The 11,804-nt window shown below is 44.8% G+C and carries 12 protein-coding genes; 4 read left to right on the forward strand and 8 right to left on the reverse strand.

The genetic code is table 11. The annotated features are described in order from the left end of the window. Positions 1 to 25 precede the first annotated feature (25 nt). The 5 genes from opuFB to AC4G47_RS17645 form a co-directional block, all read right to left on the reverse strand. Entirely contained in the window at positions 26 to 1,540 is a 1,515-nt protein-coding gene (gene opuFB, locus AC4G47_RS17625; RefSeq protein ID WP_491102025.1) for an osmoprotectant update ABC transporter permease/substrate-binding subunit OpuFB, read from the reverse strand. Next, positions 1,533 to 2,507 (reverse strand): ABC transporter ATP-binding protein, encoded by a 975-nt coding sequence (locus AC4G47_RS17630; protein WP_491102026.1) that lies wholly within the window; start codon positions 2,505 to 2,507, stop codon positions 1,533 to 1,535. The genes opuFB and AC4G47_RS17630 overlap by 8 nt, the downstream gene beginning before the upstream one ends. Before the next feature lie 235 nt (positions 2,508 to 2,742). Then, positions 2,743 to 3,594: an NmrA family NAD(P)-binding protein gene (locus tag AC4G47_RS17635; protein WP_491102027.1), complete on the reverse strand. Its 852-nt coding sequence runs from the start codon at positions 3,592 to 3,594 to the stop codon at positions 2,743 to 2,745. Then, positions 3,584 to 4,030: a nuclear transport factor 2 family protein gene (locus tag AC4G47_RS17640; protein WP_491102028.1), complete on the reverse strand. Its 447-nt coding sequence runs from the start codon at positions 4,028 to 4,030 to the stop codon at positions 3,584 to 3,586. The genes AC4G47_RS17635 and AC4G47_RS17640 overlap by 11 nt, the downstream gene beginning before the upstream one ends. Before the next feature lie 133 nt (positions 4,031 to 4,163). Further along, positions 4,164 to 4,751: a TetR/AcrR family transcriptional regulator gene (locus AC4G47_RS17645; RefSeq protein WP_458126651.1), complete on the reverse strand. Its 588-nt coding sequence runs from the start codon at positions 4,749 to 4,751 to the stop codon at positions 4,164 to 4,166. A gap of 165 nt (positions 4,752 to 4,916) precedes the next feature. On the opposite strand from AC4G47_RS17645, the gene AC4G47_RS17650 reads away from it, so the two are divergent. Further along, positions 4,917 to 5,279, forward strand: a complete 363-nt coding sequence (locus tag AC4G47_RS17650) for an iron-sulfur cluster biosynthesis family protein (protein ID WP_491102029.1) — start codon at positions 4,917 to 4,919, stop codon at positions 5,277 to 5,279. A 462-nt stretch (positions 5,280 to 5,741) separates the two neighbouring features. Next, positions 5,742 to 6,515 (forward strand): M15 family metallopeptidase, encoded by a 774-nt coding sequence (locus AC4G47_RS17655; RefSeq protein WP_491102030.1) that lies wholly within the window; start codon positions 5,742 to 5,744, stop codon positions 6,513 to 6,515. 115 nt (positions 6,516 to 6,630) lie between these two features. Here the strand turns inward: AC4G47_RS17655 and AC4G47_RS17660 are convergent, their stop codons facing one another. Beyond that, a complete protein-coding gene (locus AC4G47_RS17660; RefSeq protein ID WP_336759842.1) occupies positions 6,631 to 6,870 on the reverse strand; it encodes a hypothetical protein in 240 nt (79 codons plus the stop codon). A gap of 130 nt (positions 6,871 to 7,000) precedes the next feature. Here AC4G47_RS17660 and AC4G47_RS17665 point away from each other — a divergent pair, with 130 nt between their 5' ends. Together AC4G47_RS17665 and AC4G47_RS17670 are read left to right on the forward strand one after the other, a co-directional pair. Continuing rightward, positions 7,001 to 7,645: a nitroreductase family protein gene (locus tag AC4G47_RS17665; RefSeq protein WP_491102031.1), complete on the forward strand. Its 645-nt coding sequence runs from the start codon at positions 7,001 to 7,003 to the stop codon at positions 7,643 to 7,645. Between the two features lie 419 nt (positions 7,646 to 8,064). Then, complete coding sequence (locus AC4G47_RS17670; RefSeq protein ID WP_491102032.1) at positions 8,065 to 8,523, forward strand: AraC family transcriptional regulator; 459 nt, start codon at positions 8,065 to 8,067, stop codon at positions 8,521 to 8,523. Positions 8,524 to 8,617: 94 nt separating this feature from the next. Here AC4G47_RS17670 and AC4G47_RS17675 read toward each other — a convergent pair whose 3' ends face one another. Next, positions 8,618 to 9,862 (reverse strand): aminopeptidase, encoded by a 1,245-nt coding sequence (locus AC4G47_RS17675; RefSeq protein WP_491102033.1) that lies wholly within the window; start codon positions 9,860 to 9,862, stop codon positions 8,618 to 8,620. Positions 9,863 to 10,090: 228 nt separating this feature from the next. Then, the gene (gene mbcS, locus AC4G47_RS17680; RefSeq protein WP_491102034.1) at positions 10,091 to 11,701 is read right to left on the reverse strand and encodes an acyl-CoA synthetase MbcS; all 1,611 of its coding nucleotides are present in this window, start codon (positions 11,699 to 11,701) and stop codon (positions 10,091 to 10,093) included. Positions 11,702 to 11,804: the final 103 nt, after the last annotated feature.

The following is an 11,804-nucleotide window of genomic DNA, read 5'->3' on the forward strand; positions in this document are numbered from 1 at the left end:
ACATCTATTGCAGGGATGCCTGAAGTTACAGCAATCCAGCCTGTTTAAGGAACTCTGCTGCAACCTGTTCAGGATTCTCTCCCACTACGTTCACGTCATAGTTCATCTGACGCATCTCATCATCCGTAATTTTGCCAGCAAGCTGATTCAGCACCTCAACCAGTTGTGGATATTGATCTGCCGTCTCTTTACGAAGCATCGGCGCGCCTTGATAAGGTGGGAACAATTCCTGATCATCCTCCAGCACAACGAGTTCATACTGTCTCAACTCACTATCTGTGGAGTAAGCATCAACGAGATTGATATCCCCACGCTGAAGAGCACCATAGCGAAGCTTGGGTTCCATTGTCGCCACGTTCGGGAATTGTATGCCATATTTCTTCTGTATGCCAAGATATCCGTCTTCCCGATCAGAGAATTCCAGCGTAAATCCTGCTTTGATCTGCTGCTCAACCGGTTTGAGATCCGAAATGGTCTTGAGACTGTATTGATCTGCGATACTCTTTGGTACAGCCAAAGTATACGTATTGTTATAATCCATAGGGTTCAGCAGCACCATATTGAACTGGCTTAACATTCCGTCTCTGGCTTGTTCATAGACCTCTGTCCGATCCGTACTCACAGCCGTTTTCTTCATGAATTCGGAGATGGCTGTCCCTGTGAATTCAGGATAGATATCGATATCCCCCGACTTGAGGGCATTGAACAGGAATGGCGTTTTGCCCAATCCAGGCTTCAATTCAACCGTTAAATCCGTGTCTTTTTCGATTAGCAATTTGTACATATTAATGAGAATTTCGGGTTCAGCCCCCAGTTTCCCAGAAATCACGAGATCCTTCTGTCCTCCCCTCGCAAAAAAAGGAATGGTGATCACAAGTATCGCGACCAGAGCCAGCGAACCCAAGGTAACCAATGTTTTCTTGAATGACAAGCGCTGGAACTGGCGAAGCAGTACATCAAACAAAATGGCCAACAATGCGGCTGGAATAGCACCAAGGATGATCAATGCTGTATCGTTCCGATCAATGCCCAGCAAGATTAAGCCACCCAAGCCTCCTGCGCCGATCAAGGCAGCAAGTGTTGCCGTTCCTACGATGAGGACCATCGCGGTCCGAATTCCGGCCATAATGACAGGCATCGCGAGTGGCAGTTCCACTTTGATCAGACGTTGTCGACTGTTCATGCCCATCGCATTCGCCGCTTCGACCATGGAAGAATCGACTTCGGAGATGCCAGTGTACGTATTGCGAAGTACCGGAAGCAGCGCATACACCACCAGTGCAATGATTGCAGGAAGTGTGCCAATACCGAATAACGGAATAAGCAATCCGAGAAGTGCCAAAGACGGTATCGTCTGCAATACAGCCGTAACTCCAATAATCGGTTCAGCGACTCTTGGCTTACGTGTCAAGTAGATACCAAGCGGTATAGCGATTAGGACTGCAAAGAACAACGCGATAAATGAGATCTGAATATGTTCAAGAAGAGCAGACAATAACTGACCTTTACGCTCGCTGAACACCTCCGTGAATCTACTCATGTCCATCACCTCGCTCTTGTAACTGACCGGACCAATATCTCATCAGATCAGCCCGACTGATCTCGCCAATAATCTGGCGGTTACTTTCAACCAGCAGATGGTCATGGGAAGCCATGATATCAACCAACTCCGTTAACGAAATGGATACAGGAACGGCCGTTTTGGCTGATTTTGGCACATGACCAGGTGAGAGTGGTGACATGATTGATTCGAGATCGAATCCAGATTGTGAACTCATATCGGCATTAGTACCTCCGACAAACTCACGTACGAAGTCATTGGCTGGCTGCTGGATTAACTCTTCCGGAGTACCTACCTGCAATACTTCTCCATCCTTCATAATGCAGATGCGATCCCCCAGCTTCATCGCTTCCTGGATATCATGGGTGACAAATACAATCGTTTTCTTCATCTGACGCTGGATATCCAGAATATCGTCCTGCAATTTCTCGCGGCTCATCGGATCGAGTGCACTGAACGGTTCATCCATCAATACAATCTCGGGATCGGCAGCGAGCGCACGCAACACACCAATTCGCTGCTGCTGTCCACCGGATAGTTCGGCAGGCTTGCGATCACTATACGTATCTCCTTGCAATCCAACCATGTCCAGCAGATTATGGACGCGCTCCTTGATTTGATCTGACTTCCATTTCCGAAGTTCTGGGACAACCGCAATATTTTCGGCAATGGTCATATGCGGGAATAATGCAATCTGTTGAAGCACATATCCAATATTCCAGCGCAATTCATGAATGTTGTACTCATCGATTAGACGATCATTAATGCGCACCGTTCCATCTGTACGTTCAATCAGGCGATTGATCATTTTGAGCATGGTGGTTTTGCCACATCCACTTGGACCAATCATGACGAACAATTCTCCCTTGTTAATATTGAGGTTAACCTGACGCAAAGCTGTAGTTCCATCAGGGTATTGTTTAGATACATTTTCGAACTGAATCATCCAGACTCTTCTCTCCTTTATCAAACATTCATTCTCATCTATTTCCCCAAAAGCACCCCCATATAATCATTGTACTGAACAGGTGCAATGCGATTGTTATCCAATCGTACAAGAACGGATATCTCCAATGGTTGATAAATCAGCAAAAAAGACGGGCCTTCGGGCACCGCCTTCTTGTTACTCCACAGAATTTCTTCCAAGATTTCTATTGTTGTTGTTTATGATGCCTTCGATTTTATTGTATAAAACGATTAAATACTTGGCTGATACTAATAGGGCTACTCCCCGTCAATCTCAGCACGGTATCCGTCACTTGATCTTCCCGGCCTTCTTCACGGATGAAAATATCCAACCCAGCCAGAGCTGTTGCATAGTCTTCGGGCATCCCGGCTTGAATCATGCTGTTCCTCAATTCATCATCGGACAAAGATTCATGCTGAATAGACTGGTCCAGTATACGACTAATGATGTCGGCAACCTGCCCGTAAGACAATGTTTCCGGTCCCGTAATGATATGGGCTGTATTATGAGGGACCATATCTGTCAGGGCTCGGAAGGCAACAGCTGCAATATCATCTGCGCTGACAAAACCGATTTTACCCTCACCCGCAGCACTGTAGATTTTACCGAATTGCTTCATCGTCTCCCGATGTGGTCCCTCCGTAAAGTTCTCCATAAAGTAGGACGGTTGTAGTACAGCCCACTCCGGAGCATGCGCTTTTAGATACTGATGTACTTTGCCAAATATAGGACCATCTTCATCAACTGAAGCACTGCCAAGCAAGACAAATCGCTTAACGCCGCTCCACAATGCTTCCTTAATGAACGGAATCATGACGTCTTCTGGGGTCATGTCCATGACTGGCACGACAAGGTACACCTGGTTCACATTTTTCAGCGCCGGAGCATAAGTCTCAGAATCATACCAATCAAAATAGACATAGTTATCACCAGAACCAGAAAAAGATGCTTTAGTTCTTCCTGCCAAACGCACCGGATATTGTTGCTTTTGAAGAATGGCAGCAACACGACTTCCTGTCTTCCCATTAGCGCCTGTAATAAGTGTCAACGGTTTATCATTGATCATGTTTACTTCCTCCCAAGTCCGATTCGATTACGATCATCGGATTCCAATAGTCTTTATAATGTGTAATTTTGCCATTCTTGTGGCTCACTACAGAGATGTAAGTTTGGTTATATGGCTTGCCTGTAACGAATGAAAGCCCTGTACAAGTAAATTCGGCCACAAACTGTTGTTTCGTGGAATCAGCAATAATCACCGGTTCAGAAAACTGCTGGATTTCAACCATCCCCAGTAGATTATGTAGATGATTCGCAATTGCGGCTTTGCCTTCCAGTTTCTGAGGATATCCTGCTGGTGCATAAGGGAATTCAAAGATAGCTTCAGTTGTATATAGTTCCAACCACTGTTCCAATTCTCCCTCCAGTAGCAATTGAGTAAATCCATGCATAATCTGATGTGGCACACTATTGCCCGCTTCCAGCTGCTGGGATTGTGTCATCTCTTTATTCCTCCTTTCGTTTGTTTGATATTCTTTTTCCAGACCAATCAGTCTATAATATTCAAAAAATAAACGCCCTAAGCGTTCATTTTCAAAAAAACCAATAAGCATTCATGATCAATCATGTGAAACATTAGTCCATAGCCCTTAATGTCATCTGTACAAACTCTCGCAGTACTTCTGCACTTGCACCGCTCTTCGCCGTAAAGGTCAATGAGAGTCGAGAATAATTCAGAAAACGGGCAAGGCCGGGCAATTCTTCCTCTGCATGCTGCTGCAATTCGCCATTCCTCTGACCTCGTAGCAGTGCAGTATGAAAAACATCTTCCATTTGTTGGTTAGTCGTTTGAATAAAGGCTGCGATTTCATGATTTTGTGGTGCCTGTTCAACCGCACTATTAATGATGAAACATTCATTACGGCGTTCGTCGTCTGTCAACACGTTAACCGCTTCGTTGAACAATTGTGTCACGCCTTGCCTCACACTTGTGCATTCGTTTAATAGCCTGATCCCCGCCTCTGTCTTCTGCTGGATATAGAATTTAAGCGCAGAGACAAACAAATCATGTTTGGTTCCGTAGGTGTCATACAAGCTTTGCCGCGCAATGCCAAGTTCACTCAGCAGTAAGCTCAATGATGTGCCTTCATAACCGTAGGCTCCGAATACAGACGTTGCTTTTCTTAGAACAGTCTCCGTGTCAAACTCCTTGGCTCTTCCCAATTTCAGACCTCACCTCCCTGTTCATTAAGTAAAGAATACCTTTTTCGGACTGATCAGTCAAGAAATTAAATGCTTTGATTTTTGACAAAGTGGTATAATGGGAATAGAAGCTGAATGATTTCTTTTACCATATACAACCATGACAACAATAAAGGAGTGTCCCATATGTATATTCAAATTACAGATTTGGCTGCAAAACGTTTGACGGAAAGCCTGAATGACCAGCCTGGATATTTCAAAGTAATCTTTGACCTGGAAGGTTGCGGATGTAACGGAGTTATCGCTATTATCATAGTAGACGAACTTGCAGCTCTCGACGCGCAGATTGAGACCAATCTGGTCCCGTTCTATGTTGATCCGAAGCAGCAGCTAAACCTTGAACAACACATGAAGCTCGATACGGAAGAGAATTATCCTTCTTTCAAATTAAGCAGTGATTCTGGTGTACTCAGCGCCAATGTTCGCGTTCGCGATACCCGTGCTGTTGCTGCCGGAAGCTCCGGTGGATCTGACGCCTGCATGTTGTGACACAGTCTCCAGCATATACTTGAAGTAATCTAGCATTATCTCTCTTCACACCAAAAGCCGTTGCATCTAATGCAACGGCTTTTGGTGTGTTCTTTTCTTTATATGCCTCTATCAGCGTTGCAAAAAAGATTCTATAAAAGATGGACTAAACATTTACACGAAACGGAGAGGACAGAAAGAACCTGAAGAAGCGAAGCGTTCGCCTAAAAGCTTTCTGAAAGAAAGCTGCATCGGAAGCATATGCTATCCCCGGATTTTCCCCTCATAAGGGGAATTCATAAAATCAGGGGATAACAGCGATCGGAAGGTTGTTCTGTCATCGTAGTGTCCAGGGTAAATATCTTTGGTTTAACTTATATAGCAAACTTGTTTACAACTCGGAAACAATTGGAGAACCTATGGATATAATCCTCTAGTATACTCGGTATATAGATTCATATAATCCGAGGAGGAACACACATCATGAAATCTTTTACTTCTAAATCCATCATATCCACAATTCTCATAGGTTCTGTTGTAGCAGGTTCTGCTTTTACTACGCTTCCCATGACTTCAAGCCTGAATCCTGTCGCATCTGCGGCAAGCTCCAGCTTCACTCAATTTCTGCATGATAATGCACCTGGTCGTACAATCAAAACGATAAAAAATGTGGCAACCGTGACCAATGTGTCCAGTACAGTTGTGCTGGTCAATAAAAAGAGAAATCTGCCTTCGACTTATGCACCTCAAGATTTGGTTGTACCTAATATTCCTTTTAGTTTCTCAGGTTCCAGTCCGAAGAAACAGATGCGTAAAGTGGCTGCAACAGCTATTGAAAAATTATTCGCCGCTGCCAAAAAAGACGGCATTGATATCAAAGCCGTGTCTGGTTATCGATCTTATGCGACCCAGAAATCTATTTTTGATCGTAATGCCAGCATCAAAGGTGAAGCTGTTGCCAACAAAACTAGTGCTCGTCCAGGACAAAGTGAACATCAGACTGGTCTAGCAATGGATATCTCCAGCGCTTCGGCCGGCTATGATCTAGAGCAAAGCTTCGGCAACACCAAAGAAGGCAAATGGCTGAAAGCCAATGCCCACAAATACGGATTCATCATCCGTTACGGCAAAGATCAGGAGAAATTAACAGGTTACTCTTATGAGCCATGGCATGTACGTTATGTAGGTGTATATATTGCTGGTGAGATCACCAACCAGAAACTTACGTTGGAGCAGTATTTGGAACGTGCCAAATAAGAGGTTCCGTCCCCAAAGCTTAGCGAGTTATCCGATCAGATAAAAGAAGCATGGCTGAAGCAGAGATGGGCCGAAACTGGCCCTCCTCTGCTCCAATCTTTCTTTTCACTCCTCATCATGTACCTGCGATTCTTCTAAAGACCAGTGGCAATCTCTTCAGGCTTTCCGTTCCAGCCCAAGAGCCTACTCCAGCGAGCAGTGCATTATGGCACAAATACAGTGCGACATTGTACACGATGGAGCCCAGAATAATCTCCATAACAACAAAACGTTTTAACGTCGAAGATTGGATCACATATACCCGAAATTCATGCGGGTTATGTCCTCCCTTATATTTTGTGATGAAAGCTTTCATGAATCACCTCTAGTGTTTTATTTTAGCGTATGGCAACCAAACCTTGTCTTATTCAAAAATAATACTTACATAAAGTAACTAGGTGTGTTATAGTCAGTTTATAAATTATACATAAGCGAGGGAAACTACCATGAGTGAGTTGGAGAATCTGGTCAAAAACCGTAGATCGGCCGTTATTTTTGAAGAAGGAATTGAAATATCGGATTCTGAACTGCAAGAGATGTTTGCCCTGAACAAATTCGCACCTTCTGCCTTCAACTTGCAGCATACACACTATCTTGTGATTAAAGATGAGGAACAGACAGAGAAAGTCTATGAAGCTTCCCAGCAATACAAAGTAAAAACAGCTTCTGCAGTTATTATCGTATTGGGCGATGTCAACGCACACCATCACATCCGCACCATTAACGAAGGGTTGCTGAACCTGGGCGCTCTTACTCCTTTCCAATATGAGCAGGAATCCCAAAGTGTCACCGAATTTTACGAATCTCGGGGCAGATTCTTCCAACGTGAGGATGCCATTCGCAATGCCAGCCTGTCCGCCATGCAATTGATGCTGATTGCTCAGGATCGCGGTTGGGACACCTGTCCAATGATCGGCTTTGACGCCGAAGAACTACAACGAAGCTTGGATATCCCTAACCATTACGTACCGGTTATGATGATCACCATCGGCAAAAAGTCGGAAGCCAAACAGCGCCCACGCGGTTACCGTAAACCGATTAACGAATATGTTAGCTTCAACAAAATGCACGCTGAAATAACATATAAATGAAAAAGTAGTTAAATAACACAGCAAAAAAGCCACGATCTCGTGGCTTTAATACGTTTCATAGATCAACGTATCCAACATGTGAAATTCCTCGTCGAACTCCGCGTATATGTATAGTCGGCCAGCAGGTGTATCCCCGCATCATAATCCAATCGAAGGTATCGATTTTCCTGAAATTCTGCATCAGCCAAAACCAATTCATTAATATCCTCGTCCAGATGAGCCTCGGCAATGGTTCTGAGCGCCTGTTCACCAAGCATGTTCCACCGTTACAAGTTTGGAATTATGAGAAAGATCCAACACAACTTGCCTGACTATTCTATGAGTTTCGTCGCCGGGATTCAACAATGACCTAAGCAATTTTTTTTATACCATGTTAGCATCCAATATGTAAGAGAAATCGTACAGAGAGGAAGATTCTCATGGAAATGTATATCGAAAACCTCCCGTCATACCGGCTGGCTTATGTTCGACAAATCGGTCCTTACGGTCCAGCTAATGCCCAAGCGATGAATACGTTGAAACAATGGGCAGACAAAAACCAACTGCTTAATGAATCAGCAATTTTACTCGGTATTCCCCATGATGACCCGGCAAGCACACCCCCTCAGAACTGTAGATATGATGCCTCTATTGTTATTACTGAATCTGAACGTCTGGAAGATGATTCTATTGAGTTTGGCGAGCTATCAGGCGGAGATTATCTCATCAGTAAAGTGAAGCACACGGCAGAAGATATTCAGCATGCATGGAATGTGATCATTCCTCATTTGCAAACAAGTGGTTACAGGATGGATAACAAGCCGGTTATGGAAAGGTATCGATGGGATCTGCTCAATCAGCATTATTGCGAGATATGTGTGCCTGTAACACCCGTGTAATCTACGTTACGAGGAAACAAAAAAGTGACTTCATGTTGAAGTCACTTTTTCGTTAACGACTGCTACTACTAGCTAGTCAAGACTTGTTAAGAAATTAAAATGCCCAGTTGCCTTTACGGAATACCGGCTCGATTGTACCGTCTTGTAACTCACCATCGATATCCAGCTCTGCGGAACCGATCATGAAATCGACGTGAGTCAAACTCACATTGCACTCATGCTTTAACAATTCTTCGTTCGACATGGTTGTGCCATCTTTCATATTGAAAGGATACGCACTTCCCACGGCCAAATGACAGGACGCATTCTCATCAATCCCCGTATTGTAGAATATGCGATTCAGGTTGGAGATCGGGGAGTCATGCGGTACGAGAGCCACTTCACCCAGATAACGTGCACCTTCATCCGTAGCAAACAGGTTCTTCAGATGCTCTTCACCGGATGCTGCCGTAAACGCTACAACCTGACCATCCTTGAATGTGATTCTCATCTGGTCTACCAGTTGCCCGTTCAGATTCAGAGGCATGGTGCTGCTAACATAACCATTCACTCCGCTGCGCTTAGGCATGGTGAATACTTCTTCAGTCGGCATATTGGCAACCGTGTATACGCCTTGTTTATTTTCGCCACCACCGCCACCCCAGATGTGGTTATGGACTAGTTCAATTTTCAGGTCTGTACCTGGCGCACGGTAATGCAAGTTCTTATAGTTCTTCTTGTTCAGGAGATCACTCATGTTATTTAAGGCATCCAGATGCTCTCTCCAATTTTGTACGGCATCTCCGCCATCAACACGGTTCATTTTGAAGATCGTTTCCCACATCACGTTGATTCGGTCTTCTTCCGGGATATCTGCAAACACTTTGTTCGCCCAAGCCTTGGTCGGTGCCTTGATCAGACACCAGCTAATTTCATGGTTACGTGTATATTTTGCGTACCCTTTCCGTGCCTGAGCAGCCGCTTTGGTAGCCCGGGACACGCTGTCGGAGTCAATTCCGTTATACAGTTCTGGATCTGGAACTTTGATCGTCAGGGTGGCGCCGCCTGCTTCTGCAAATTTCTCCATCATATCCGCTTTCCACGCTGGATAGTAGTCGAAGCTGTCATTGGAACCATGCTGGAAACGACTGCGGGTAATGTTGTCATCATCGAAGTCCACCTGTACATAGTTTGCACCAGCCGCATAGGCTTTTTGTACAATCAGACGTGTGAATTCTAGCGTTTCGATAGGGGCGGTTACAAGCAAATCCTGTCCTTTTTGAATATTCACGCCGACTTTAACAACCAGTTCTGCGTATTGTTCCAACGATTTTTCAAAAGTTTGTTCAAATTGACTCATGGTTGTATTCACTCCTGTTTCAAATTTTATTATGACTCGGAATCTGCTGAGTGGCCGTTACAGCGAAGGATCGTTCTTTAGATCGTCGTTGTCTCCAAATTTTCTTCATCGTATTTTTCAAAGGTTATAATTTGGATACAAATACGACCGCTATCGCTTCTGCAGAATCGATTCCTTCTCTTTCACTACGCAGGCTTAATATCTAAAATTTCATTTATACAAAACGATTTAACTATTATGTTTTTCTTGTTCGCGAAGTTCGATCCGGCGGATTTTACCGGAGTTAGTCTTCGGCAGATCTGTAACAAACTCGATCTTACGTGGATATTTATAAGGTGCTGTGATTTCCTTGACGTGGTGCTGCAATTCACGCTTCAGTTCTGGTGAAGCCAACGAATCATCTCGCAGGACGACAAATGCTTTCACCACATTGCCACGGATCTCATCCGGACTTGCAACCACCGCGCATTCCTTCACACTGGCGTGTTTCATGAGTGCTTCTTCCACTTCGAATGGTCCAATCGTATAACCCGAACTGATGATGATGTCGTCACTGCGCCCTTCAAACCAGAAGTAACCTTCTTCGTCTTTACGTGCACGGTCTCCTGTTACAAAATAATCGCCACGCTGACTCGCTTCCTTCCGTCCCTCATCCTGATAATAGGACCGGAACAAAGCTGGCATCTCTTTGTGTACCGCGATATCTCCTACTTCACCCGCAGGAACAGGTTGTCCCTCTTCGTCAATAATTTCAATCAATCCTGGTGTAATCGACTGACCCATGGAACCAATACGTACAGGTGCATCTTTGAGACTGCCGATTAACAACGTGCTCTCGGTCTGTCCATATCCGTCCCGAATTGTGAGGTCGAAGTGACGCTGGAAGATTTCAATAACTTCCTGATTGAGCGGTTCACCCGCTGAAACAGCACTACGCAGATGGGAAAGGTCATAATGTCCAAGATCATCGGCTTTGGCCATCAACCGATATTCCGTTGGTGTACAGCAAAGGACATTAATCTGATGTTCTTGCATCAGCTCCAAATAACGCTTGGGTTGGAATGATCCATTGTAGACCAAGCCAGTCGCGCCTCTTCCGAGTACCGACAGGAACGGACTCCAGATCCATTTTTGCCAGCCAGGTGCAGCCGTTGCCCATACCGTGTCTGATGGCTGAATATCCAACCATAATGAAGAAGCGATCCGCAGATGGGCATATCCCCAACCGTGGCTATGTACAACTCCTTTGGGATTACCTGTTGTACCTGAGGTATACGCGAGAATTGCTGTATCATCACGGTGAGTCTCCACCGCCGCCATCTCATCGGGTTGATTCTGCATTAACTGATGCACATTGACCCAACCTTTAGCAGGTACGCTAACTTCACCATTCGGAGATGCCACGATGCGATGTGCAAGGGACGGCAGATCCGCGTCCATTTTTTCCACTTCCGAGGTCGTCTCTGACCATACAATAACAGCCCGCGCCTCAGAGTGACGCAGACGATATTCCAGATCTTTTGCCCGTAACATCTCGGAGGAAGGAATAACGGCAATCCCCAGTTTCAGACAAGCAATATAAATGACATAGGCAATAATCCGGCGTGGTACCATGACCAACACTCGATCACCCTTCTCTAGTCCAAGTTCACGCAAGCCACCAGCAAGACGATTCGCCTGCTTGAATAAATCACCATACGTAATCTCTTCCAATTCTCGTTGATCGCTGAGCCATCTAAGTGCAACCCGGTCTGATGGATGATTCTCCATCTCGGATGTCAGGTTATAGCTTTCAGGCGAAATCCACTGTTCAAAGTTCAAATGGAGCCTCTCCTTCATAGTTCAAATGTAAAGCTTCTATATATTATACCCTAAATCCTAGGACCAGGTGCTATGAACTAGGCTCATTCTGAAAAAAATAAACATAGGTCAATTAACGATA

It is taken from the genome of Paenibacillus sp. Negev47, from assembly GCF_058313655.1.

What these genes read in the sequence shown, in the direction of transcription:
- AC4G47_RS17640 (WP_491102028.1), bottom strand. Translation starts at nt 4,030, where the DNA reads ATGACACAATCCCAGCAGCTGGAAGCGGGCAATAGTGTGCCACATCAG.
- AC4G47_RS17630 (WP_491102026.1), bottom strand. Translation starts at nt 2,507, where the DNA reads ATGATTCAGTTCGAAAATGTATCTAAACAATACCCTGATGGAACTACA.
- AC4G47_RS17665 (WP_491102031.1), top strand. Translation starts at nt 7,001, where the DNA reads ATGAGTGAGTTGGAGAATCTGGTCAAAAACCGTAGATCGGCCGTTATT.
- mbcS (WP_491102034.1), bottom strand. Translation starts at nt 11,701, where the DNA reads ATGAAGGAGAGGCTCCATTTGAACTTTGAACAGTGGATTTCGCCTGAA.
- AC4G47_RS17675 (WP_491102033.1), bottom strand. Translation starts at nt 9,862, where the DNA reads ATGAGTCAATTTGAACAAACTTTTGAAAAATCGTTGGAACAATACGCA.
- AC4G47_RS17655 (WP_491102030.1), top strand. Translation starts at nt 5,742, where the DNA reads ATGAAATCTTTTACTTCTAAATCCATCATATCCACAATTCTCATAGGT.
- AC4G47_RS17660 (WP_336759842.1), bottom strand. Translation starts at nt 6,870, where the DNA reads ATGAAAGCTTTCATCACAAAATATAAGGGAGGACATAACCCGCATGAA.
- AC4G47_RS17635 (WP_491102027.1), bottom strand. Translation starts at nt 3,594, where the DNA reads ATGATCAATGATAAACCGTTGACACTTATTACAGGCGCTAATGGGAAG.
- opuFB (WP_491102025.1), bottom strand. Translation starts at nt 1,540, where the DNA reads ATGAGTAGATTCACGGAGGTGTTCAGCGAGCGTAAAGGTCAGTTATTG.
- AC4G47_RS17650 (WP_491102029.1), top strand. Translation starts at nt 4,917, where the DNA reads ATGTATATTCAAATTACAGATTTGGCTGCAAAACGTTTGACGGAAAGC.
- AC4G47_RS17670 (WP_491102032.1), top strand. Translation starts at nt 8,065, where the DNA reads ATGGAAATGTATATCGAAAACCTCCCGTCATACCGGCTGGCTTATGTT.